The 25,423-nt window shown below is 42.0% G+C and carries 22 protein-coding genes and 2 pseudogenes; 17 read left to right on the top strand and 7 right to left on the bottom strand.

The genetic code is table 11. The features are described from left to right. The first annotated feature begins 59 nt into the window (after positions 1–59). The 6 genes and pseudogenes from P4S60_RS13565 (at position 60) to ruvX (ending at position 4,320) form a co-directional block, all read left to right on the top strand. Positions 60–953 carry a DUF350 domain-containing protein gene (locus P4S60_RS13565; protein ID WP_063702105.1) on the top strand — a complete coding sequence of 298 codons (894 nt, stop codon included), beginning with the start codon at positions 60–62 and terminating at the stop codon, positions 951–953. 28 nt (positions 954–981) lie between these two features. After that, positions 982–1,443, top strand: a complete 462-nt coding sequence (locus P4S60_RS13570) for a hypothetical protein (protein ID WP_105174532.1) — start codon at positions 982–984, stop codon at positions 1,441–1,443. 69 nt (positions 1,444–1,512) lie between these two features. After that, complete coding sequence (rsmE, locus tag P4S60_RS13575; protein WP_337116291.1) at positions 1,513–2,247, top strand: 16S rRNA (uracil(1498)-N(3))-methyltransferase; 735 nt, start codon at positions 1,513–1,515, stop codon at positions 2,245–2,247. Between the two features lie 68 nt (positions 2,248–2,315). Then, positions 2,316–3,269 (top strand): glutathione synthase, encoded by a 954-nt coding sequence (gshB, locus tag P4S60_RS13580; protein ID WP_337116292.1) that lies wholly within the window; start codon positions 2,316–2,318, stop codon positions 3,267–3,269. 24 nt (positions 3,270–3,293) lie between these two features. Next, positions 3,294–3,850 (top strand): annotated as a pseudogene (locus P4S60_RS13585) (YqgE/AlgH family protein). Positions 3,851–3,870: 20 nt separating this feature from the next. Next, entirely contained in the window at positions 3,871–4,320 is a 450-nt protein-coding gene (gene ruvX, locus P4S60_RS13590) for a Holliday junction resolvase RuvX (RefSeq protein ID WP_063702093.1), read from the top strand. Here the strand turns inward: ruvX and P4S60_RS13595 are convergent. From P4S60_RS13595 to P4S60_RS13605, 3 genes are read right to left on the bottom strand one after another with little or no spacing between them, the layout of a single operon-like run. Then, the gene (locus P4S60_RS13595; RefSeq protein WP_337116293.1) at positions 4,317–5,189 is read right to left on the bottom strand and encodes a hypothetical protein; all 873 of its coding nucleotides are present in this window, start codon (positions 5,187–5,189) and stop codon (positions 4,317–4,319) included. The two genes, ruvX and P4S60_RS13595, sit on opposite strands and share 4 nt — an antisense overlap. Further along, positions 5,190–6,323: a PilT/PilU family type 4a pilus ATPase gene (locus tag P4S60_RS13600; protein WP_119853986.1), complete on the bottom strand. Its 1,134-nt coding sequence runs from the start codon at positions 6,321–6,323 to the stop codon at positions 5,190–5,192. It lies immediately after the preceding gene. A 14-nt stretch (positions 6,324–6,337) separates the two neighbouring features. Further along, on the bottom strand, positions 6,338–7,378 hold the full coding sequence (locus tag P4S60_RS13605) for a type IV pilus twitching motility protein PilT (protein WP_337116294.1): 1,041 nt from the start codon (positions 7,376–7,378) through the stop codon (positions 6,338–6,340). A 2-nt stretch (positions 7,379–7,380) separates the two neighbouring features. On the opposite strand from P4S60_RS13605, the gene P4S60_RS13610 reads away from it, so the two are divergent. The 9 genes and pseudogenes from P4S60_RS13610 to P4S60_RS13650 all read left to right on the top strand — a co-directional run bounded on the left by P4S60_RS13610 (position 7,381) and on the right by P4S60_RS13650 (position 15,641). Beyond that, on the top strand, positions 7,381–8,094 hold the full coding sequence (locus P4S60_RS13610) for a YggS family pyridoxal phosphate-dependent enzyme (protein ID WP_337116295.1): 714 nt from the start codon (positions 7,381–7,383) through the stop codon (positions 8,092–8,094). Positions 8,095–8,111: 17 nt separating this feature from the next. Then, entirely contained in the window at positions 8,112–8,933 is an 822-nt protein-coding gene (proC, locus tag P4S60_RS13615; protein ID WP_063702084.1) for a pyrroline-5-carboxylate reductase, read from the top strand. Between the two features lie 23 nt (positions 8,934–8,956). Continuing rightward, entirely contained in the window at positions 8,957–9,490 is a 534-nt protein-coding gene (locus P4S60_RS13620) for a YggT family protein (protein ID WP_063702082.1), read from the top strand. A gap of 58 nt (positions 9,491–9,548) precedes the next feature. Beyond that, positions 9,549–9,989 carry a DUF4426 domain-containing protein gene (locus P4S60_RS13625; RefSeq protein ID WP_063702078.1) on the top strand — a complete coding sequence of 147 codons (441 nt, stop codon included), beginning with the start codon at positions 9,549–9,551 and terminating at the stop codon, positions 9,987–9,989. Positions 9,990–9,996: 7 nt separating this feature from the next. Continuing rightward, positions 9,997–10,596, top strand: a complete 600-nt coding sequence (locus tag P4S60_RS13630) for an XTP/dITP diphosphatase (RefSeq protein ID WP_054562745.1) — start codon at positions 9,997–9,999, stop codon at positions 10,594–10,596. Further along, positions 10,593–11,726, top strand: coding sequence for a radical SAM family heme chaperone HemW (gene hemW, locus P4S60_RS13635; protein WP_337116297.1), 1,134 nt, complete (start codon positions 10,593–10,595; stop codon positions 11,724–11,726). The genes P4S60_RS13630 and hemW overlap by 4 nt, the downstream gene beginning before the upstream one ends. A 34-nt stretch (positions 11,727–11,760) precedes the next feature. Then, a pseudogene (locus tag P4S60_RS13640) lies at positions 11,761–13,597 on the top strand (DUF885 domain-containing protein). 99 nt (positions 13,598–13,696) lie between these two features. Continuing rightward, entirely contained in the window at positions 13,697–14,380 is a 684-nt protein-coding gene (locus P4S60_RS13645; RefSeq protein WP_337116298.1) for a hypothetical protein, read from the top strand. 4 nt (positions 14,381–14,384) lie between these two features. Next, positions 14,385–15,641 carry a lipopolysaccharide biosynthesis protein gene (locus P4S60_RS13650; RefSeq protein WP_337116299.1) on the top strand — a complete coding sequence of 419 codons (1,257 nt, stop codon included), beginning with the start codon at positions 14,385–14,387 and terminating at the stop codon, positions 15,639–15,641. On the opposite strand, the gene P4S60_RS13655 is transcribed toward P4S60_RS13650, so the two are convergent. Beyond that, entirely contained in the window at positions 15,630–16,346 is a 717-nt protein-coding gene (locus P4S60_RS13655) for an SIMPL domain-containing protein (RefSeq protein WP_337116300.1), read from the bottom strand. The genes P4S60_RS13650 and P4S60_RS13655 overlap by 12 nt on opposite strands. A gap of 169 nt (positions 16,347–16,515) precedes the next feature. Here P4S60_RS13655 and P4S60_RS13660 point away from each other — a divergent pair, with 169 nt between their 5' ends. Together P4S60_RS13660 and P4S60_RS13665 are read left to right on the top strand one after the other, a co-directional pair. After that, a complete protein-coding gene (locus tag P4S60_RS13660; RefSeq protein ID WP_337116301.1) occupies positions 16,516–19,185 on the top strand; it encodes a bifunctional acetate--CoA ligase family protein/GNAT family N-acetyltransferase in 2,670 nt (889 codons plus the stop codon). A 15-nt stretch (positions 19,186–19,200) separates the two neighbouring features. Continuing rightward, the gene (locus P4S60_RS13665; protein WP_063702064.1) at positions 19,201–20,148 is read left to right on the top strand and encodes an ion transporter; all 948 of its coding nucleotides are present in this window, start codon (positions 19,201–19,203) and stop codon (positions 20,146–20,148) included. A 22-nt stretch (positions 20,149–20,170) separates the two neighbouring features. On the opposite strand, the gene P4S60_RS13670 is transcribed toward P4S60_RS13665, so the two are convergent. The 3 genes from P4S60_RS13670 to P4S60_RS13680 are packed head-to-tail and all read right to left on the bottom strand — an operon-like array spanning position 20,171 to position 25,320. Next, complete coding sequence (locus P4S60_RS13670) at positions 20,171–24,676, bottom strand: EAL domain-containing protein (protein WP_337116302.1); 4,506 nt, start codon at positions 24,674–24,676, stop codon at positions 20,171–20,173. A 15-nt stretch (positions 24,677–24,691) separates the two neighbouring features. Further along, a complete protein-coding gene (locus tag P4S60_RS13675; RefSeq protein WP_288343720.1) occupies positions 24,692–25,117 on the bottom strand; it encodes a GNAT family N-acetyltransferase in 426 nt (141 codons plus the stop codon). A gap of 2 nt (positions 25,118–25,119) precedes the next feature. Next, the gene (locus P4S60_RS13680) at positions 25,120–25,320 is read right to left on the bottom strand and encodes a DUF3283 family protein (RefSeq protein ID WP_054562754.1); all 201 of its coding nucleotides are present in this window, start codon (positions 25,318–25,320) and stop codon (positions 25,120–25,122) included. Positions 25,321–25,423: the final 103 nt, after the last annotated feature.

The following is a 25,423-nucleotide window of genomic DNA, read 5'->3' on the forward strand; positions in this document are numbered from 1 at the left end:
TTAACTTGCCAATAACCGTACTAGAATGATTATCAAAGAATTATTTAGCAGGGACCTGCATGTCATATTTATCATTATCTAACACTAGTTTAGTCGCGATTGCTATTAGTTTCGCTGTAATTTGCGTCACCATAGTGCTGCTACGTATTCTAACGCAAATTAAAGCAAAACAAGCGCTTAAAGAAGAGCTTGCGCAACATGATAATTTTGCCATGGGGATCAGCTTTGCCAGCGAGATCCTGGTGGTCATTACCACCATCGCCTATATTTTTGATGAAATCAGCTTAAGCGCCGCACAGTCTAATCCACTCAAAGTTCTTTTACTCATTGTACTTTTGTTTACCTTTATCAAGGTCGGTCACTTAATTCACCGTAAATGGATTTTGCATCGCTTTAACGAAGAAGCAGCCATACTCAAGCAAAATGTGTGTGCCGCTTTGGTCGATTCAGGTATGTTAATCGCGAACTGCATAATATCTTTAGGTCTTTATAACTGGTGTCATACCCAAGGCTACAGTAGCTTACTTATCGCCACAGTGAGCTTCTTTGTACTGCAAGGAATGTTTGCTCTTGATAGTAAAATTCGTGAGTATCGTTTTGCAAAAGCCAACCAAGGCGCATCACTGCAAAGTAATTTTAATCTCGAAAATACTTCTATTGGGATTCGCTATGCAGGTAAGTCTATTGGCTTAGCACTTGCGGGTTATGCTGGTCTTGCCAGTGCATCATTTATTAGTGGTAAGATGGTAGAAAATTTATTCACTCTCGTATCTCATTGCGGGGCGATGTGGGTATTGTTGTATGTTTTGAGCTACATTATTAAATATATCTCGCTACCTAATATAGACACATCCTTAGAAGTAGATCACCAAGATAACATTGGTATAGCTTGTATTGAGTTTGCCGTTTTCGGTGCAATAGGCTATTTACTAATAAGTATGTTTTCAATTTGATACGGAAGTATTTGAATCGTGAGGCATTATGCCCTTTAAAGTTAATAATTATTTATTAGTTGATATAGATGATGAGTTTAGCCGCGCATTTGCTCAGCACTACTTTGCAAATGCCGAAAATTCGACTCTAGTTGTGGCTGGCGCTAATAGCCGCCACATGGTTAAACTCATGTTCGATCAACTCGTTAAAGATTATTGCTATTGCGATTTTAGTAACGAAATTAGCGTTTCAGAGCTCGCCAGTTATCTACACGAACATCATGATATTCAAGGTGTGCTGATCAATCAGACCGACTATCAACTGGCGAATGATGCACAAAAGTTTATTTATAATTCGCTACACAAAATACGTTACTTAGTGCAACAAGATGGGCATAGCTTTAGTTTTATTCCCTGCCCTGATCCTGCTCATATTAATCACCTTTCGTGTCAATCTGAGATTGCTGAAACCACCGCTCATGCTTTAACTGCCAAAGACGAATTTAAATAACAAATAAATAATTGCACCTAAGCCGCTGTATACTTACCATATTGCTAAAATTATTGATAAGTGACAGCCATGCGAGTTCCTCATATTTACCAACCTTCAGCGATTTCTTTAAACACCCCGATAGCACTTGATGATGATGCCGCAGGTCATGTTGGCCGTGTATTGCGTATGCAAGTCGGTGATAAAGTTTCCATTTTTAATGGTGAAGGAGGTGAATACCTCAGTGAAATTATTGAAGTAAGCAAAAAAAATGTGCTGGTTGAGCCACAAGAGTTTATTGATCATGATGTGGAATCACCGTTAAAAATTCACTTAGGGCAAGGTATTTCTCGCGGCGATAAAATGGATTTTACAATTCAAAAGTCAGTCGAGCTTGGTATCACTGAAATCACGCCTATTTTTAGTCAACGCTGTGGCGTCAAACTAAGCGGCGAACGATTACAGAAAAAACACCAACAATGGCAAAAAATTGCGATTGCAGCTGCAGAGCAATCAGGCCGTAACTTTGTGCCTGTTGTGCACCCGCCTATCGATATAAAAGAGTGGCTAGAGCAAGCAAGTGATGCGATTAAACTTACTCTGCATCCACGTGCTGAGCACAGCATTAAAACGATTCAAGTACCCAGCGAAGGCGTGCGCTTTTTAGTCGGTCCTGAAGGTGGCTTTACCGATGAAGAAATTGACATTGCTAAACAGCAACACTTTGTTGATATTCGCTTAGGGCCACGTGTTCTGCGAACAGAAACAGCCGCTCTAACAGTATTGAGTGCATTGCAATTGCAGTTTGGCGATTTAGCGAATTGAAAACCGTAAAAACACCCATATATCAAAGTAACAAAACACAGTATGGCATACGACTCTAAGGCAAAAACATGGCAATTAAGTTAGGCATAATCTCTGATCCAATTAGTGGCTTTAATATTAAAAAAGACACTGGTTTTGCAATGATGATGGAAGCACAAAAACGCGGCTACGAAATTTACTACATGGAAATGGATGACCTGTCTCTGCGTCAAGGTCAAAGCTATGCAACAGCTGCCAAAGCCCGTGTATTTGATGATGTAAATCACTGGTATGAATTAGAAGAAAAAGCCACCATTGCTTTAGCTGATTTGGACGTCATTTTAATGCGTAAAGATCCGCCTTTTGATACTGAGTATATCTACGCAACCTACATTTTAGAGCGAGCTGAACAAGCTGGCACACTGGTTATCAATAAACCACAGAGCTTACGTGATGCGAACGAAAAACTATTCACTGCTTGGTTTAGTGAACATACACCCGATACTTTGGTCACGCGTAGCCAAGCAGACATTCGTGCATTTTTAGCTGAGCATAAAGATATTATCTTAAAGCCGCTTGATGGTATGGGTGGAGCATCAATTTTCCGCATTAAAGAAGACGACTCAAATATCGGTGTGATCTGCGAAACATTAACCGAGCATGGTAGCCGCTTTGCGATGGCACAAAATTATATTCCTGAAATCAAACAAGGCGATAAACGCGTACTTGTGGTTGATGGTGAAGTAATGCCGTATTGCCTAGCGCGTATCCCACAAAATGGCGAAACACGCGGTAACTTAGCAGCAGGTGGTCGTGGTGAAGCACGCCCAATTAGCGATTCAGACCGTAAAATTGCAGAGGCTGTTGCACCAACCCTTAAAGAAAAAGGCCTTATTTTTGTTGGCCTAGATATCATTGGCGACCGCTTAACTGAAATCAATGTGACTGCACCAACCTGCGTAAAAGAAATTGAAGCGGCATACGACATTTCAATCACTGGCCACTTATTTGATGCCATTGAAAGAAAACTGAGCCATACTTAATTTAAACAGCAAAAGGGGCGACCTATGCAGTCATTAGAGAATCATTTCTTAATCGCAATGCCGAGCATGCAAGACCCTTTTTTAAACGTGCAGTCACTTATATTTGTGAGCACAATCAAGATGGTGCGATGGGCTTGGTGATCAACCAGCCTATCAACATCACTGTGGGCGAGCTACTCGATAAAATCGAAATTGATAACGACAAAAGCAAGCAAGCCGCGGGCTTTGCTGTGTATGCAGGCGGACCTGTAAAAACCGATCGTGGGTTTGTATTGCATTCGCCTAAGCCAGGTTATGCGTCAAGCCAAAAACTCAGCAGTGACATCATGATCACGACCTCAAAAGATGTGTTAGCAAGCCTAACCACTAATGAGGCCCCAGATCAGTTTATTATCACACTGGGCTATGCAGGTTGGGATCAAGGTCAATTAGAGCAAGAACTGTTAGAGAATTCGTGGTTAATTATTAAAGCAGACCCTGAGATCATCTTTAACACTCCCGTTGAAAAACGCTGGGAAAAAGCGGTCTCTATGCTGGGCTTTGATGTTAGCCAATTAAGCTCTGAAGCCGGCCACGCCTAACTTAATAAATTTTTAAGACTATGACAAAACGTACTTTTAAGCCGCTCGGTGAACGCACCGTTATGGGCTTTGATTTTGGCACCAAAAGCATTGGTATTGCCATTGGTCAAGAACTCACAGGAACGGCTTCAAGCTTACACGCAGTGAAAGCGAAAGATGGTATTCCTGATTGGCAACTAATTAAAAAACAGGTGGACGAGTGGCAACCCGATTTAATGGTGGTTGGTTTACCGCTCAATATGGATGGCACCAATCAAGAAGTGACTTTCAAAGCCAAAAAATTCGCTAATCGCTTACACAATCACTTTGGTATTCCGGTTGAAACACAAGATGAACGCTTGACGACTGCTGATGCCAAAGCACGTTTATTCGAACAAGGCGGTTATCGAAACCTTGGCAAAGGTAACGTTGATAACATGTCTGCGGTAATCATTTTAGAAAGTTTCTTTGAGCAGTTTTATGGTGACTAACGGGCTTTGTTAATCACAGTATAGCTGTTTAAATTTGGAATAAAGCCTGCCTCTCGGTAGGCTTTTTCAATTGCGCCTGTTTTACGTAGTTGCGAAAGCCCCTTTTGAATTGCAGCAAAAGCCACTTTGCCATCGGGGTGACTCTTCGAAATAATAAAATGACGGCTATCATTGAGCTGGAGTACAAGGTTTGGCACTGCAACCAGTTCAATGTTTTCTAAGCTATAACGGTTATTGAGACTCGGCATCAGGGGCATCATCATAAAATCAACCCACTGCATCGATACAGTGCGGACTTGCCCAAGCCACTCATCTTCTCTGAGCAGCTCTTTTAGTGGCAGAGCCGATAACGTTTGCCAATCAGTTTGCCAGCGTGGCGTTGATACCGCAGTTAATTGTTTAAAGTCAGCAAGCTGTTTTACTTTAAGCACTTTTTTGTTGTTCGGCGAAGTAAATATGCCCGCAAAATACTCACCATTTCTAATGACAGGATCTGAGATATACACTGACTCAGTAAGCTGCTTTGCATCAACAGACCAAACACTATCGAAGCTTAATAGTAGTTGGCCATCTTCTAGCAGCTTGGTATTACGGTAATTAACATTCCCTTTGTGATAGAGAAATGGCTTTGTAAAACCACCTAAACTTAACGCTTGTTGAGCGATGATCATATCAACGACATCGCGGCGAATGTAAGCACCACTGAAGTCTTTAACTTCAATGGGCTTACGACCATTCAAAAAGCGACTGTAATCGTCATAAACATCATCGCGAATAAAAATAACCACACTTTTATTGTCATTACCGTATACATGAAACGTACTCAATAATAAAAATAACCAGCCGATTAAATTTACTCCCAGCAGCATTTATATATCACTCTTACCATCAAGGCCATCGATAGTCACGCCTTGTAAGAAGCCTGCACCACTTTGTTCATTGTTTTGCAGCTTAATCATGAGACGTAAGTCATTTGGCGAGTCAGCATGGTGCAGCGCATCAGCGTAGTTAATACGACGCTGTTTATAAAGCTCAAATAACGCTTGGTCAAAGGTCTGCATGCCCATTTCTTTCGATTTAGCCATGGTTTCTTTGATAGAGCCAATATCGCCACGTTTGATGAGCTCTGCCACCATCGGTGAATTTAGTAGAATTTCGATAGCAGCGACACGCCCTTCCCCATCGGCAGTTGGCACTAACTGCTGAGCAACAATGGCACGAAGGTTAAGTGCAAGGTCGTACTTTAACTTGTCGTGCTTTTCTTTAGGTACTAAGTGCATGATACGGTCAATAGCTTGATTGGCATTATTTGCATGCAGTGTTGCCACACACAAGTGACCTGTTTCAGCAAAGCTAAGTGCGTATTCCATGGTTTCTTGTGAACGGATCTCACCAATTAAGATCACATCAGGTGCTTGACGTAACGAGCTTTTCAGGGCTGATTCAAAGCTTTCTGTATCTAAACCAACCTCGCGTTGAGTGATGATACTTTTACGATGTTCGTGAACAAATTCAATAGGATCTTCAATAGTAAGAATATGACCACGTTGATTGCGGTTACGATAGCCCAAAAGCGCTGCTAATGATGTTGATTTACCAGTACCTGTACCACCTACAAATAGCACTAAACCACGTTTTGCCATGATCACATCGGTTAATGTTGATGGCAAACCTAACTCATTTACATCAGGAATTTGCGTCACGATACGGCGGATAACCATACCGGCTCTATCACGTTGCCAAAAAGCTGAAACACGGAAACGGCCTTCATCAGTTGCAATTGCAAAGTTACACTCTTTAGTGTCATGAAACTCTTTGCGTTGCTTATCATTCATAGCCGACTCAACTAACGCAAGGGAAGCATCATCCGACAGTCTTTCGTCGGTAAGGTGTACTAGCTCACCGTTGATTTTTGCACTGACTGGCAGTTGGCTAGAAACAAACAAGTCAGACGCTTTTTTATCGATCATAACTTGTAAAAAATGATTTAAAGGTAAAGACATTTTAAATAGCTCCGTTAACCACCAAACTGGGTTTTATCTTGCGCTTTAGCACGCGCATCATTAGTTGTAATAATACCGTAGTTAACTAAGCTTGCTAAACATTGATCCATGGTTTGCATACCATGCGATGCACCGGTTTGAATTGATGAATACATTTGTGCAATTTTATCTTCACGGATCAGATTTCGGATAGCCGGCACACCAATCATAATTTCGTGTGCTGCAACTCGGCCACCGCCCACTTTTTTAAGTAAGGTTTGCGAGATTACAGCGCGTAATGATTCTGACAACATTGAACGTACCATGTCTTTTTCTTCACCTGGGAATACGTCAATGATACGGTCAATGGTTTTTGGTGCCGAGGTAGTATGCAATGTGCCAAACACTAAGTGACCTGTTTCTGCTGCGGTCATCGCAAGACGGATTGTTTCAAGGTCTCGAAGCTCACCGACTAAGATAACATCCGGGTCTTCACGAAGTGCGCTTCGAAGTGCATTGGAGAAACTATGCGTGTCACGATGAACTTCACGTTGGTTAATAAGGCTCAGCTTATTATCGTGTACGAATTCGATTGGATCTTCGATAGTTAAAATATGGTGATGTTTAGTTTGATTAATATAATCAACCATCGCCGCTAAGGTCGTTGATTTACCCGACCCCGTAGGGCCTGTAACCAACACTAAACCACGTGGGTTGTCGGCAATGGTTTTAAAAATATCTGGGGCACCTAAATCATCCAGTGTTAATACATCGCTTGGGATAGTACGAAACACCGCAGCCGGGCCACGGTTTGAGTTAAATGCGTTAACACGAAAACGCGCAAGGTTTGGTACTTCAAATGAAAAATCCACTTCAAGATTTTGTTCGTAGTCCTTACGCTGATTATCGTTCATAATATCGTATACCAGACTATTTACATCTTTTTGTTCTAATGCTGGAATATTAATACGACGCACATCACCATCAACACGTATCATAGGTGATACGCCCGATGACAAGTGTAAATCCGAGGCTTTGTGTTGCACACTAAAGGCCAATAATTCGGTAATATCCATTTATGACTCCACAACCAACTGATAATTATATGGTTACAATAGCAGAACGACTTACATCCGCCTACGCAAGAATTGCTCAAGCTGCAAAAAATAATCATCGCGATGAGCAATCAATCAGCCTATTGGCTGTTTCAAAAACAAAACCTGCAGACGATGTGATTGCCGCCTATACGCATGGTCAACGCCAGTTTGGCGAATCATACGTTCAAGAAGCAGTCACAAAGGTCACAGCATTGGCTGATTACACAGACATTATTTGGCACTTTATTGGCCCTATTCAATCAAATAAAAGTGCACAAGTAGCCACACATTTCGATTGGGTACAAAGTGTTGACCGCACTAAAATTGCAAAACGTCTTAATGAGCAACGACCAGCCGACAAAGCCCCGCTCAATGTATTAATTCAAGTTAATATTAGTTTAGAAGAGGCGAAGTCAGGCTGCCACCCAGACGAGCTAATGGCATTGGCCGAATTCGTCAATCAATGCCCTAATTTGTGCCTGCGTGGTGTGATGGCGATTCCTGCCAAAACCGAAGATGCCCAGCTACAATTACAATATTTTGAGCAATTAAGCGCTTGCTTTGATAAACTAAAGGCCCAATATCCCCAAGTAGACACCTTGTCGATGGGTATGAGTAACGATGTTGAAGCGGCGATTGCAGCAGGTTCAACCATGGTACGCATTGGCACGGATATATTTGGCCAACGAAATTAAAAGGTGATAACAGACATATGTCAGACAAAAAAATCGCATTTATAGGCACGGGTAACATGAGCTACGCCATCATTGGCGGCATGGTAAAGAACGGTTTTGCAGCTAAAAACATCATTGCAACCAATCGCAACCAAGACAAATTAGCTAAGGTTGCTGCTGATTTCGGGGTGCAAACTACCGCGGATAACAACGCGGCACTTCGCGATGCAGATGTGATTGTCTTATCTGTTAAACCACAAATGATGGGCGAGCTTTGTCAATCATTCCAAGATTCTGGCGTTGATTTTAGCAACAAACTATTTATTTCAGTGGCTGCCGGTCTTACCGTTAAACGATTACGTGAAATGCTAGGCCAAGATGTAAAAATGGTACGTTGCATGCCAAATACCCCTTCATTACTTGGGCGCGGTGTTTCTGGCCTTTATGGCGCGGGTGAAACCGCTGAAGAACACGAGTTTGTGCAACAAGTTTTTGAGTGTACAGGCATTGTTGTGTGGGTTGAGCAAGAGTCACAAATCAACGATATCATTGCTGTAACAGGCTCATCACCTGCTTACTTCTTCTTATTTATGGAAGCTATTGAAGAAAAAGCCAAAGCACTTGGTTTTAGCGATGAAGATGCACGCCGTTTAGTACAACAAACCGCACTGGGTGCAGCCGAAATGGCGCTGTCGCAACAAGACATCAGTATTTCTCAGCTACGTGCAAACGTAACCTCTAAAGGGGGTACAACTCACGAAGCGGTAGAACATCTGAAATCACAAGGTTTAGTCGGTACTGTTGCAGATGCAATGGATGCCTGTATCGCTCGCGCTGAAGCGATGGAAAAAGAACTTTAAGCTTACTTTTTGAAGGTAAAACTATGCAAGCCATGCACTTTTTAGTTGGGATTATTTTTGATCTCTTTTTAATGGTGGTCCTTTTACGCTTTTGGTTACAAGCGGCAAAAGCTGACTTTTACAATCCTATGAGCCAGTTTGTGGTGAAAGCCACTTCGTTCGCAGTGAACCCTCTACGTAAAATCATCCCTGGAGTGGGTGGCTTTGATATTGCTTCATTAGTGCTTGCTTATTTAGTTGCTGTAGCAAAACTCAGTGTTATTTTTCTGATGTTTTATAATGCTTGGGCGCCGGGTCCAGTATTCATTCAAGCATTTATGACAGTGATCAAAGAAGGTTTAAACTTATTATTTTGGGTATTAATTATTCGTGCTTTACTTAGTTGGGTAAGTCAAGGCTACAACCCAATTGAAGCTGTATTCCACCAGCTAACTGAGCCAATGTTACGCCCAATTCGTAAGGTTATTCCGCCACTCGGTGGTCTGGACTTATCAATCTTAGTGTTGATTATTGGTCTACAGTTTTTACAAATTCTATTAATGGATTTTATTGGCTAAGCGTTTAACGTGAAGCAGTAAGGGGCCGAAAGGCCTCTTTTGTTAAGTGAGATATACCATGAAGCAATTTATTTATTTTTCTTTGATTTTATTAAGTTTATTTACAAGCTATGCCAAAGCAGATGAACAAGCAGGCGCTCAGTACAAGGTACTTGGTCCTTGGGAAGTTCACTACATTGCATTTCCATCGACCTTCATTCAGCCAAATATCGCCAAAAACTACGACTTAGACCGTAGCCCTAACAAAGGGATTATCAATATTTCGGTATTAAAAAATAGCGACAAATCAGCACAAACAGCTAGCTTAACAGGCACAGCTCGTAATCTGCTTGGCAATAAAAAACAGCTTACATTTAAAGAAGTTGTTGAAGGTGATGCAATTTATTACCTTGCACAAATCGATTACAGCAACGAAGAAATTTACCGTTTTGATATCGAAATTAATCAAAATGGCCAAGTACAGACGCTGAAATTTCAGCAAAAATTTTACGTAGATTAATAGACCTATGAACAACACCTTGGTTTTAGCCACGGGTAATCCTGGCAAAGTAAAAGAGCTGGCAAGTATGCTTAGCCCTCTTAATATTAACGTGGTTCCACAAAGCGATTTTCAAGTGCCAGATGTGCCAGAAACAGGCACCACATTTGTTGAAAACGCGATTATTAAAGCGCGCCATGCAGCAAAGATCACAGGTTTACCTGCGATAGCCGATGACTCAGGCCTTGAAGTCGACGGCCTGAATGGTGCACCGGGAGTGTACTCTGCACGCTTTGCCGGAGCGGGTGCTAGCGATCAAGATAATATCGATAAGTTATTAAAAGAGCTTGCTGATAATCCTGTTCGCAGTGCACGCTTTTGGTGTGTGTTAGTATTAATGCGCCACGCCGACGACCCAACACCGCTTATTTGTAGTGCCAGTTGGGAAGGCGAAATCACCCATAGCCAAGATGGTCAGGGTGGTTTTGGTTATGATCCGGTGTTTTATGTGCCGTCTGAGCAATGTACTAGCGCTCAGTTAACTAAAGAGCAAAAAAATGCCCTTAGCCATCGCGGCCAAGCTTTAAAACAACTACTTGCGCAATTGCAGCAAAAAGGCGGCCTGTGAGTTTACCGCCTTTAAGTTTATATGTGCACGTGCCTTGGTGCGTGCAAAAGTGCCCATACTGTGACTTTAATAGCCATGGCCAAAAAGGCACGATCCCCGAAAAAGAATACGTTCAGCATCTTATTGATGATCTCAAGGCCGATTTACACCTAGTACAAGGGCGTAAAATCCACAGCATCTTTATTGGTGGCGGTACCCCGAGCTTATTAACCGGTGACGCTTATACTCGCCTACTTGGCGAAGTCGACAAATTAATTGGCTTAAGCGATGACTGTGAAATTACCTTAGAGGCAAACCCAGGCACCGTCGAAACCGGTCGCTTTAAAGAATATGTAGCCGCTGGCATTAATCGTATTTCGATTGGTGTGCAAAGCATGCAAAACGACAAGCTAAAAGCCCTTGGCCGCATTCATGGTGCTGATGAAGCAAGCTACGCTGCTAAGCAAGCGCATCAAGCGGGGCTAAACAGTTTTAACCTTGATTTAATGCATGGCTTACCCGGACAATCTCTTGAAGATGCCTTGGGTGACCTTGAAAAAATCATTGCCCTTAATCCTCCCCATATCTCTTGGTATCAGCTAACGATTGAGCCAAATACGCAATTTGCTTCAAAGCCACCGACCTTACCTCATGATGACATCCTTTGGGATATTCAAGAACAAGGTCAAGCCTTACTAGCCGCAGCAGGTTATGAGCAATACGAGATCTCAGGCTACGCCAAGCCCGGCTACCAATGCCGTCATAACTTGAATTATTGGCGATTTGGCGATTATCTCGGTATCGGCTGTGGTGCTCATGGTAAAATTACTGATGAAAATAAAGTCATCACCCGCACCGTGAAAGTTAAGCACCCGCGGGGCTATATGGACCTTGCCAAACCTTATTTATACGAACAATGGCAAGTAACCGAAGACGATTTAGCCTTTGAATTCTTTATGAATCGCTTTCGCTTAGTCGAACCTTGTCCGAAAGCAGATTTACCTTTGCTTACAAGTTTGTCACTGCAAAGTCAGGAACAAGCCTTGACCGAAGCAATTACAAAAGGCTTACTAATTGATGATAAAGATAACTGGCAAGTCAGCCAAAAAGGCCATCGTTTTTTGAATGACCTGCTAGAATTATTCGTTTAATAATTATATTTCTAACAACAACAAAGGAACTAAAATGCGTAAATTGACCTTCATCGGCTGCGGCGGTAAGCGTTGCATTACTTGGTGGCTGCCAACAAATGCAAGAGCAACCAACGCCAGCGCCAAGCGTACAAAGCCAACCTGTTCAAAGTGAAATCGATAAAGCAAATGCTTTCTTCGAAGATACTTTTAACCGTGACGTAATGAAAAGCCCTGTCTACCAAACATACATGGGTATCAAAAAAGATTACGATAAATGGGATGATGGTAGCGAAGAGCGCGTTTTAGCTGACTTTGAACAAACTAAAGCGGACTTAGTTGCGTTGAATGCAATTAATCGTGATTTATTAGATGACGCAACAAAAGTAAGCTACGACCTTAAAAAGCAAGACTTAGAAAACGAAATTGCTGATTTCAAATGGCGTCATTACAACTACCCTGTGAACCAAATGTTTGGTGTTCACTCGATGATCCCTGCGTTTTTAATCAACCAACATCAGATTGCTGATGTATCTGATGCAAAAGCGTATATCTCGCGTTTAAATGGTGTACCAGCGGTCATTGATCAATTAATCACTGATTTAGAAGTACGTGCAGATGAAGGTATCATCGCGCCTAAGTTTGTATTCCCACACGTGATTGATTCAAGCAAAAACATCTTACGAGGCGCACCGTTTAATGATGGTGAAGATTCAACATTACTTGCTGACTTTAAACGTAAAGTTAACGCTCTAGAGATTGCAGATAGCGAAAAATCAGCACTTATCAGCGATGCTGAAAAAGCCCTAAAAGCGGCTCTTAAACCTTCTTACACTAAGCTAATTAACTTTTTAGCTCAGTTAGAAAAACGCGCAGATGACCGTGACGGTGCTTGGAAATTCCCTGACGGTGAAGCGTTCTATAACAATGCGCTAGCACGTACCACAACAACTGATTTAACAGCGAAAGAAATTCACTCTATCGGGTTAGCTGAAGTTGCGCGTATTCACGACGAAATGCGTGCAATCAAAGACAAAGTTGGCTTTAAAGGTGACCTTAAAGCATTCATGCAATTCATGAAAACTGATAAGCAGTTCTACTACCCGAATACCGCTGAAGGTAAACAACGTTACCTTGATGAAGCTACGGCCCTTATCGATAACATGAAATCTCGCCTAGATGAGTTATTCATTGTTAAGCCAAAAGCTGACCTTAAAGTTAAAGCTGTAGAAGCATTCCGCGAAAAAGCAGCAGGTAAAGCGTTCTACCAACAACCTGCACCAGATGGTTCTCGCCCAGGTATTTATTACGCAAACCTATACGATATGGAAGCAATGCCAACATACCAAATGGAAGCACTTGCATACCACGAAGGTATTCCGGGTCACCACATGCAAATTGCTATCGCGCAAGAACTTGAAGGTGTGCCTAAGTTCCGTAAGTTTGGTGGCTACACAGCGTATGTTGAAGGCTGGGGTTTATACTCTGAGCTAGTACCAAAAGAAATGGGCTTATACGAAGACCCTTATTCAGATTTTGGTCGTCTTTCAATGGAATTATGGCGTGCATGTCGCTTAGTTGTAGATACCGGTATCCACGCTATGAAGTGGACGCGTCAACAGGGTATCGACTACTACGTAAATAACACACCTAACGCAACCTCTGATGGCGTTAAAATGGTTGAGCGTCACATTGTAATGCCTTCACAAGCAACGGCATACAAAGTAGGTATGTTGAAAATTTTAGAGCTTCGTGAAGCGGCTAAAGCAAAACTAGGTGATAAATTCGATATTCGTGAATTCCACGACGTCGTACTTAAAAATGGTGCTGTACCATTAAACGTACTTGAGGAATTTGTTGACCAATGGGTTGCTAAGAAACAAGCAGCTTAAACAATAAAGACTTGAAAAAGGCCGCTCAGCGGCCTTTTTTATTTATTTAAACAAGTAGTTGAGCTATAAATGTATAAATAATAAAAAACGAGTATTTTCATGCAAAGCGCTATAGAGCAATTGAACAGCCGACTTCAGCATCACCAATTAAAAGAACTCATTGCCGATTACCAAAGTGTTTCCGGGGTTTTGCAAGCGGCACAATTACAACACATCTATCAATTAGCGTGCAGTAGTGAAGTTAAATACTTGTTTTTACAAAATGTGGCAGCGCATTTACTCGAAGCCAGCCCGCTGCCAAGTGAAGCGGTTGCCTTGATTGATGATATCGATAAGCTAAGCTTTTTCACGCCTGGGCTTAAGTTTCAAAATGCTTTTTGTGTAACAGACAATCTGGGCAATACCCTACTACATCATTTATTTACGCAGTGCCAAGCAGATAAACTTCCCTTTAATTACTTGCGTTCGTTAATGTTATTTGAAAGCAACGAAAGCTTAGGCGTTGCGTTAAAAACATTAAATAAACAGCTGCTCTCTCCAATTGGTTGCTTTGTAGCACTAAACAGCACGACTCAAATGTTAGCCAAACATGAGTTCTCTGCGTTATTAGCCATGATGGAAGTCGACCAAAGCCACAGCCCTAGTGCAGTCAGCGCCTTGGTAAATAGCCTTAAGCAATTCTATGGTGCCAATCAACCAACGAGTGCCGACAGCAAAGTGCTGCTTTGCGCGGCCTATTTGCAAGTGCCAACGGCGCAGTTATTAAACGCGCTTAATCAATAACCCGATGAATAAGGATGTTGTTAAAGCGTTTTTATCGCTCAGTAGTTTTACCGCTCTTAATCATGGTAGCCGTATTGTGCTCACCTTGTGCCTTGCAAGATTATTAAGTAGTGATGAATTTGGTACTTTTGCGGCGTTACTCGCACTTTGTGAAATTCTGTTATTACCCGCGAGTATGGGCTTTGCATCGTCTTTAATGCGTATTAGCTATCCGCTCTACAAGGCTCAGCAACATGAGTTATTGCGGGGATTAAAACACGTATATTTAGCTGCATCGTGTTTATTCGGGGTGATTTTTGTCGTCGCGGTGGTGATTAGCTTTCAGGCTATTTCACCGCATCAAAGTGCCAAAGAGCATGTAGTTTATTTACTGTTACTGGTGCCGGTTGGCGCTATTATGCAAAGCCAATCAGCTTTTTTAGTAGCGTTAAATAAACCTAAAATAGGCCTAATAACACAGCAATGTATCTTTGAATTATTAACCGCAGGGTTTTGTTTCTTAGTTTATTTGATACGTGGGGACTTATCGTTAGTCGAGATTTGTATCTTGTTGTTTTGTAGTATCTTGTGTGTAGTCAGCTATCAATATTGGCTAATCAAAAAAATGATCGTCGCAGGGACTGCCCGCTACCAAACTAAGCAATGGTGTAAAGACTCCTTGATCATGCTCGCCAGTGGCGCAGGCACCGTATTAGTAGCAAAACTCGATGTATTATTGGTGCATCACTGGTTTGGTGCACAAGGCGTGAGTATCTTCTTTCCTGCGGTAGTGATCGCCGGCTTACTGACGATTTTAGGCAATGCGGCCAACCAATATTTAAAACCCATTTTAATGGCTAACGAAAATACCGAACAGCAACTGAGCGAGTTAATGAAAGTAGTGTGGCGCTTTAACTTTGCCGCTATCTTGCTACTCGCCTTGCTCGCAAAACCACTACTCAGCCTCTATGGCGAAAGCCAATTACAAGAAGGGTTTTGGATTTTAATGCTGCTGTTACTCGGGCAATTGTTACTACCAGCGAGAATTTTAGCTAGTAGTATGATCAAATTAAAAGGCAACCCACTCATCAACTTGTACGTATTACTAGGCGCAACCAGTGTCACCGTATTGATGGCTATAATTTTAAAAGATCAGTTTGGCTTAATGGGCGTGGCTGTTGCGTTTAGTGGTGGCTTTATGCTTGGTGCGCTATGCCGCATGGTGATTGTGTGTACACGCATGCGGCTGCCTTTACCTGTGGTATTGGGTTTAGTCAGATAAATAATATTCGACACTGGTAACAACACGTACTTTTTTCAGCTGAGGTGTATTTGAGTCTCTATCAGAAATTGAAAACTGGCCTTGGTGGGCGGTTTTAATTTTACCCAGCTTCGACTGTGAATCTTTAGCAAATTTCATTGCTACTTCACGGGCTTTTTCGGTTGCCTCTTGAATCATATTTGGCTTGATTTCATTTAAGCCATTAAATAAATACTGAATACGCGTTTCGTAGTTATCTTGCACTATCGCGATACCTTGCTTGGCTAATTGGCTTACTTCGCCTAACGCATGCTGTACTTTTTCAATATCATTTGAATAAACAATCACATTGCTGCGAGCAATATAACGAAACTGCTGATTCTCGCCGCCATATTCACGGGCTTGTTTATCAATAATTGACTGACTGCCAAGACTGATTTCTTCGTCACTAAAGCCATGCAGCTTTAAAAAGGCGACGACTGCATCACTTTTCTCTTCAACCCGCTCCACTAATTTTTCAAGGTTGTTATCGGCATCAGAAAACTGCAGTGGCCAAATAACGGTGTCGGCTGGCACTTCCATTTCGGCTAACCCTTTTACATGAACAGTGCGCTCCATGCCTTTCACATCAAGGGCTGCACTTTTCAAAATAAAACCTAATCCAAGCAAACCAACCGCCAATGCACACGCTGCAATAACGATATTAAATGGTTGCGCTTTATTCATGCTTTTCTCCTTGATGTAGGTCACTGTTTTTGACTCGAAAAGTAGTTATAAACAGGTTATCTTATGAGTATAACTTTTAATACTTTAGAAGCGTGTCGGTTCTAGTTTGGGTGTATTAAACTTAACAGACCCTGAAGTTTTAACAAACAGCGCAAGCGAAGGAAACAGCATGAGCGTTAAACGTATTAGCCAATTTTTTAACCCTAAATCAGTCGCGGTCATTGGCGCCTCAAATTCCCCTAACCGAGCGGGCTTTGTGGTTATGCGCAACCTTTTACAAGGGGGCTTTAAAGGCCCAATCATGCCTGTTAGCTTAAATCACAGCGCTGTACACGGCGTATTAGCCTACCCGAGCATTGCTGCACTACCAAAAGTGCCCGACCTTGCGGTTATTTGTACTAATAAAAACACCTTAATCAACATCATAAATGAGCTTGGAGAACTTGGCTGTAAACATGCGGTAGTGATAGCTGCGGGTTTAAACGCCGAGCAAAAGCACGCATTAAAAGAAGCGGCTGCTGAGGCAAATGTCTCTTTACTTGGGCCTAATTGCTTGGGCTTGCTTATTCCTCACATTGGCTTAAATGCTAGTTTTTCGCACACAGTTGCAAGCCCTGGAAAGCTCGCTTTTGTGTCGCAATCGGCCGCGGTTTGCTCAACGATTCTTGATTGGGCGAAAAACAAAGAGATTGGCTTTTCATATTTTGTGTCTGTGGGTGATTGCCTTGATATCGACTTTGATGAGTTACTCGACTTTTTAGGCCGAGATGCAAAAACCAAGGCTATCTTGTTGTATATCGATAATATTGAAGATATTCGCAGCTTTATTTCCGCGGCGCGAGCTGCTGCGTTTAGTAAACCTGTTATTGCCATTAAAACCGGTAAAACCAGTGCCGGTGCCCTTGCAGCAGAAATACACACTGGTGGCAAACAAAGCTCTGATGCAGTCTATGATGCGCTGTTTCAGCGAGCGGGTATGCTAAGGGTAAATGACTTACGAGAGCTTTTTGCAGCAACACAAACGCTGGCAATGCACCCCAAACTACTTAAAGTCGAACAACTGACTATTTTAACCAATGGCGGCGGCCCAGGTGTCATGGCTGTGGATACGCTCTTGCAAAGCTCAGGAAAGCTGGCAGAGCTTAGCGACGAGACCAGAGCTGCGCTTAATAAAGTGATTCCGCAATCAGAAATGACCTCGAATCCGGTGGATATTTTTGGTGACTCAGCGCCAAGACGCTATCAACAAGCCTTAGAAATCTTGCTGCAAGCCAAAGAAGTTAAAAACCTGCTGATCATTCATACCCCTTCTGCGCTTGCACCGAGTGAAGATTATGCAGAGATCATTGTTGAAACCTTAGAAAAAATCCCGAAGATGGCTCGCCCTTATGTTATGACAAACTTTATGGGTGAAGATGCCGCGTATGCCGCGCGTAAGGTCTGCGCTAATAATGCCATTCCGACCTACCGTACACCTGAAGGTGCGGTTGGTGCGTTTATGCACTTGGTAAGTTATCGTCGTAACCAAAAACATTTAACGCAAACGCCAGAATCGAACACCGATGATGCAAAAATAAATAAAGACGCAGCACGCACTGTAGTGAATGAGTTTTTAGCCGAAGAGCAAAGCTATCTATCAACCCATGAAGCAAGCCAAATTCTCACTCATTATGGTATTGATTGTATTCAAACTGAGGTTGCTTACACACCAACAGAAGCCAAAGAGCAAGCTATTGAACTGGGTTTTCCTGTAGCATTAAAATTAATTAGCCCAAGTATTCCTTCAAAATCAGAAGTCGGTGGTGTGGTCCTTAATTTAAATGATGCGCAAGAAGTTGAACAAACAGCCTTTGCCATGCTGCTACGAATCAAAAACACCTACCCTGATGCCCATATAGAAGGTTTTTCACTGCAAAAGATGGCGCCGCGAGCAGGTGCTAATGAGCTACGTATCGCTATAAAAACAGAGCCTAACTTTGGCCCGGTGATCTTACTGGGTGAAGCAGGCACCGGACTTGAATTCGCTCAAGCAGCAGTGGCATTACCACCACTAAATATGAACTTGGCAAAATACCTGATTGCTGCGGCGCACGATAAAGGCGTACTTAAAGACCGCGTACTACCAGAAAAAGTCGATAAATACCGTTTATGTGCCCTACTCACCCGCATCTCGCAGCTGGTTATCGACCAACCTGATATCACTAGTGTTGAGCTAAACCCTATTTTAGCCAGCAACGGGCAGTTTTTGGTACTTGATGCAACCATTGGCCTTAGCCGTTATAAAGCAAAAGCGAACCGTAAACGCTTGTGTATTCGCCCCTACCCAATTGAATTGGTGAAAGAAGTAACGCTTAAAAATAATACCCAAGCACAGCTAAGACCTATCAAACCGGAAGATGAGCAAGCACACTTAGAGTTTGATCAATCATTGAGTAAAGAAGACAGATATAAGCGTTTTTTCGGTGAATTACCGCAATTTAACCATGATCAGCTCGCGAAAATGACGCAAATTGATTATGACCGAGAAATGGCGTTTATTGTCAGCCAAGAGCAAAATGGTTCAGCCTGTACATTAGGGGTATCTCGTGTATTGATGGATCCAGACAAGCTCGATGCGGAATTTGCAATTGTGGTGCGCTCTGATTGCCAAGGTTTAGGGCTTGGCACAATATTAATGAACGCGGCGATTGAGCATTGTAAGAACCAAGGCGTAAAACAAATTGCTGGTATCACCTTGCCAGAAAACACCGGCATGATTGAACTGGCACGAAAACTCGGGTTTAAGATCACCCGCGACTTTGAAGAAGGCAGCATAAATATGGTGCTAAAACTTAACTAAAACTGGATCACTATTTTGCATCGTTTAAGAAATTACACTGCACGAGTTTTTGAAGGTAACGGTAAATATCGACGTATAGGACGCGCACTCGACGTATTTTTGATGTCGCTGATCATGGTCAATGTGGTGGCAATTGTGCTGGAGTCGGTTGGCCCTTTAGCAAAGCAATATCATCACGAATTTTTAATGATTGAGCTGATTTCTGTCGGTATCTTCACCTTAGAATATGTGCTCAGGCTTTGGTCTTGTGTAGATAAAAGCGTGCATAAAGAAAGCCCGTTAACAAACTCAAAAATTCGCATTAGATATTTCTTTTCGCCGTTGGCGCTGATTGATCTGATCGCGATTTTACCCACCATTCTGATGGTCTTTGTGAGTGTTGATTTACGCTTCTTACGAGTGCTTAGGTTAATGCGTATCTTTAAGCTGACCCGCTATTCAAGGGCGATGCAGCTATTATTAAACTCGTTCAAAGAAGAAAGCAGCTCACTGCTTGCGGCATTTTTTATTATGGCTGTGGTCTTGATCATTGCCTCATGCGGTATTTATTTAATTGAACACGATGTGCAGCCCGATAAATTTGGCTCTATTCCTGCTGCGATGTGGTGGGCCATGGTAACACTGACAACCGTTGGTTATGGCGATGTCGTACCTGTGACTCCCCTTGGTCGCTTATTTGGTGGTGCCATCACACTAGTGAGTATGGGCATGGTGGCTATTCCAACCGGTTTGTTGGCCTCAAGCTTTTCTGAGCAGTTACGTAAACGCAGACAAGTATTTACCGATGCAGTCCACGAAGCCGTTGAAGATGGGCATTTATCGCCGGTTGAAGAAGAACACTTAGAAAACTTACGTTACAAACTGGGTTTAAGTCAGCAAGAGGCGAATAAAGCGATTCATAACGAACTTAAAAACCGCAATCGTAACTTATATTGCCGCCACTGCGGAAAACGCCAAGATTAACGAAAAGGGTAAAGCTTTGGCTTTACCCTAAAAATCCCTCATCCCATTGAGTATCTAAAAGCGCTTTTACTTCATCACCTGCCACAGGTTTGCTAAACAGATAACCTTGGAAATATTCACAACCTAAAGTGCGTAAGAATTGCAATTGCGTGTGGTTTTCGACCCCTTCGGCTACACACTCTTTCCCTAAGCTTTTTGCCAAGGTAAGCGTTGAGTTGATAATCGCTTCATCACCTTTATCGACCCCGATGTCGTTGACAAAACTCTTGTCTATTTTCAGCACATCAACCGGAAAACGCTTCAAGTAGGTCAGTGACGCATAGCCTGTACCAAAGTCATCCATGTAAATACGACAGCCTAGAGCTTTGAGTTTTTCCATACTCTGCTGCGCTTTATCTGAATCATGCATCATTACTGATTCGGTGATCTCAAACACTAATGCGCTTGCAGGCACTTTAATTGCACTTATTGATAGATGTATTTTCTCAACTAGATTCTCGCTTTCAAAATCGAGGGCAGAGAGATTTATAGAAACATATAAATCAGGATGCGTGATACGCCACTGGCGCAGCTCAATCAATGCTCTTGAAAGGGTTTGCAACATAATTTTGGTAATTAGCCCTGAGCTCTCTGCAGCATTTGCAAAGTCTTCTGGTTTATATTCATCATTACTAGGCCAACGTAGTAACACTTCAAGTCCTGCGACTTTACCAGTTTGTGCACTCACGATTGGCTGATAAAAATTACAAAACTCGTGCTCTTGATAGGCTTTGCTTAGCTGAGATTCAAGATGCAAAGTACGCTGCACTTGCAAGTTCATTTCTTGCTTATAGAATTGATAACAACTCTCGACATGACTTTTCGCGTGATACAGTGCCACATTAGAGGCTTTCAGCAATGCTTTGGTATCCTTTGCATCATCTGGGTAAACAGCAACACCAACGCTAAGGTTCACTTTTACAGCTTGCTGGCTCAGTTCAATATGGGTATCGACACAATCCATCACTTTTGCACATAACAGCAGTAGCTCATCAAGCTGCTTAAAATCTTCAGCAAGGATCACAAACTCGTCGCCATCGAAACGAGCCACGCTATCTTGTGGGCGCAATACGAGCTTTAAACGCTTAGCCACACGCTTAATTAATTCATCTGACTCTTCACGCCCAAGCGAGTCATTAAAGTGCTTAAAGCGCTTAATATTAACGTTTAATAAGGCGACTTTTGTTTGATGGTAATCAGCTTGTTCAATGGCATGAATAACCCGATCATTGAATAAGGTTTTATTTGGCAGCCCCGTCAAAGCGTCGTAATTGGCCAGTAAATGCAGCTCGCTTTCAGCCAGCTTTTGCGCGCTAATATCAGTAACTATAATTACATAGCTATCAAGTTGGCGATTATTACCTGCAACCGCACTTATTTTTATCAATACTTGACGCTTTTCACCGCTGGCAACTTCTACCACATCTTCGGCTGAAAAATGCTCACCCGACTCAAGCTTTTGCATAATGCGTAAGTAATGGATACGAGTTGATATAGGCATACCCAGTGTAAGCGAGCGGCTAGAGCGAGGCTCTGCAGGAAAACCAAAAGCATCTTGGAATGACTTATTGGTAGCGCGAATACGCAGGTTTTTATCTAAAATAAACACCCAATCACGAGTCTGTTCAAATGCTGCACCAAACAAGCGGGCATTTTCTTCAAATACCAGCTCACGGGTCATATTCGTGTAGGTGCCAGCAACTTTTTCAGGGGCGCTATCTTGCCACTCAACCACTTTGCCAAAGTCTTTATACCAACGCCAATTACCATCGGCATGGCGCAGCCTGTAGGTGCAATTGAAATAGCCTTTTTGCGTAGATAAAAACTCTAACCACTCTAACCGGAAAGTTTGCTTATCATGAGGGTGAATCTTTGCTAAATAGTCATCTAAATTAACGCTGTCAGTTTCATAGCCTAACTCATTTTTAAGACGCGGCTGATAAATAACCGGGCTTTGCGATGACCAATCCCAAACCCCTGAATGACTGCCTTCAAGAGCAAGCTTCAATCGCGCTTCACTCTCTTTACTTTCTTTATGGGCGGCTAGCAGTATTTGTTGCATACGGTTACGTCTAAATACCCAAGCAGCAACAAACAGTGCAACCAAAATCACATATAAAACAATAAAGTGTGGCGCACGCCAAAGGGGGTATTTCACTTCGATATTTAAAATAGCGGGCGGCGTTAAATCGCCGGTTAGTGGATCTTTTGCCCATACCTTGAGGTGGTATTTTCCTGCGCTGAGTTTTGGGAACAGCACTCGGTTGTTATTGCGGGTATAGGTTTTTTGGCCATCACCCAGCTGGTATTCATAAATGATACGTTCTTGATAGTTAAATGCCATCGCCGAAAAGGCAACTTCGAGGCCTATATCATCATGCTCAAGGACAACATTGTCGATTGGCTGTTTTAGCTCAGCGGGTAAATCACGAGACATTAAATCAAGGTTGGTAATATTTACGTGATCAATTAAAGCTTGCTGATAGTGGTTATCCATAGGGTAAAAATAGGTAAAGCCTTTTAGCGTACCATAGACGATTTGCCCCGACTCAAGCTTAGTAAATGCCCCACTATTAAACTCGGTTGAGAATAACCCTTCTGAGCCAGTAAATTGCTGAAAATGTAAATTATCAGGGTTCAGTCGCCAAAGTCCTTTGTGGCTACTCATCCAGATCATACCTGCTTCATCAAGCACCATGTCGTATAACAAAGTACCTAACTTATTCTTCTCAAGGTCGATGGTATAAATATGTTCGTAGGTGCTGGCGTCTAAGCCGATTAAGCCAAAGTTTGAAAGCGATAACCACAACACATTGTTGTTATCTATGATGTAAGACATCACATTCACAGCAACATTTTCATGCTGTTCAGGCACTTTGTAAATCGTCGAAAGCTCGTAAGTTTTGGGATCAACTTGATAAAGAATACCCGCATTATAAAATAATGGCGCATCAGGCTTTGAAGATAACGCTGGTAAAAACCCGTAGGCTAAAAACGGCTCAAATTCATCAAATTTACCGCCTAATCGGGTTACTTTTTGGCTATCAATATTATAAACAAACATGCCGTAATCAGGATGAACATAGTAAAGATCGCCCGATGGCATCAACAATATGCCGTGCACCCAATCGTTAATTAAAACCTGATTATCTGGGTTTGCCGCTTTGACAGGCGTGGCCTGCCCGGTTTTCGGATCAAAGCTTAAAATGCCGCGATTAGTATGCAGCCATAACTTATCTTTATAGGGCATAACTTGATAAACACTAAATTCAGTGGTTATTAAGTCAACCTGATAATCTTTCAAAAACACTTCACTTTCGTAGGTTTCTAAATCAACCGCTGTTAAGCCATTATGGGTGGCAAGCCAAAGACGATTTTGAAACTCAGTAATACTCCAAATTGAGTGATGAGATAGCCCATCGCCTTTTAATGAATTGGCGGTCACATTAATAAAATTGTAATTATCGTATGACTGATAAAACGCCCCATCATTTTTAGTTGCCAGCCACATTCCACCAGAGCGGTCTTTCACAATATCAATAATGCTGGTGTCAGCTAGTGTGTAACCACTTTCTTTTAAGCGCATATTCTTAGCTAGCTCACCCGTTCCAAGGTTATATTCAAATAACCCTTTGTCAGTGCCAAGCGTAATCGAGTTAGCCTCTGGAATAATCTTCCAAATATTTAATTCACTGATGAGTGTTTTGTTTTTAAAGGCGATGTCTGGGGTATCAAACATTGCTTTTAAATTACTAATATCAACCTGATAAAGGCCTCTAACAGCACCCACTAGCAATGTTTGTTCATTGATAATAGCGAATGATTTCACATAATTTTGATAAATATGAGTTGGCTCATTTTGCAGATGATCAAGCTTACGGACTTTTCCTGATGCAAGCTCATAGACATAAGCACCATTACTGGTACCCATAAAAATATAACCCTGGTACGCGAAAAGCTCACGAATAACACTGCTTTTTACACGTTCAGGTATTTCAAAAATAGAGGTGATTTTTTTCGTTTCTAAGTCTAGTTTGGCAAAATCCCAGCCACGCCCTAGCCATAGTGTTTTGTCATCAACAGCCACCATACTAAACACCGACTCAATAAAAATTTGCTCTTCTGTGGTTGGTTTAGCAATAAACTGCTGATAAGTATCAGAAGTGGGATCATAACGGAATAAACCCGCTTGTAGCGAAGCTATCCAAATATAGCCTTGTGGATCTTGGTATATACGGTCAATGATGGCATCTTCAAGCTCACCATTAGGGCCTTTAATATGGACCACCTGATAACCATCGTAGCGATTGAGGCCACCTTCAGTCGATAACCACAAGTAGCCACTGTTATCGATAAGCATGGTGTTTACATAACTTTGCGATAAGCCTTCACTGGTTGATAAACGTTTTACCTGCGAGATAGCGGGATGGCTAAACAAGCCACAGGTCAAAATAAAAAATAACGTTATACTGGAGAAGAACTTAGTCATTGACGTTCCAAATTGCTAACTTGGCACTGTGTCACGCGTAAAGTGCATCGCAACTACGTTTCGATGCGCATATACCTCAAACAACGATTGCAAAGAATTGGGTAATGTTAATGCATAGTTAAACCCATTTTGTAGATAAAAATCAATCAGATTTTGGTACACGAAGGTAAAAACCGTCCCTTTTTGTGATGCAGTTAGGGTAGCAAGTAATTGTGAAGCAATTTTTTGACCCCGCCACATTTCATCCACATAAAGGGTTGATAAAAATAACAGCCCAGCTTGGTTTTGAACTCGGCAAGCGGCAATTATTTCTGTCTCTTTGTAGGCAACCCATACTTGGTCAGCTTTGGTCGCTCGACCGCGTGTCTTGTGTTTATCATAAAATTTATTTACTAACGGCGTTTTAATTGGCTCAAGTAAACAAAATCTAAACGCAGCCATGGTTAACTCATTAGCGAAAGGTAATGCTCAAACTGCTGCTTTAAGAACGCTTGCTCAGATATTGGACGACTATTTATTGCAGTATAAACACCTTCACGGGTGTTTTTACCTCGCTTTATTTGGTAAGCCCAAAAAGACGCTTCGTAATCCAGTTGAATTTGATATTTTTGCTCTCGTGGCAATTTACATAGATTGAAACTCATACTTTCTCAGCAATAAAATTTTAATTTAGCAAGTATAACAAAATTAACAGGCTTTAATCCCTTTTATTAGTTTAAAAGCCCGCGTATAAACTTGATTTTGGAA

Source organism: Pseudoalteromonas sp. Hal040 (assembly GCF_037162425.1).
Classification (GTDB): domain Bacteria; phylum Pseudomonadota; class Gammaproteobacteria; order Enterobacterales; family Alteromonadaceae; genus Pseudoalteromonas; species Pseudoalteromonas gelatinilytica.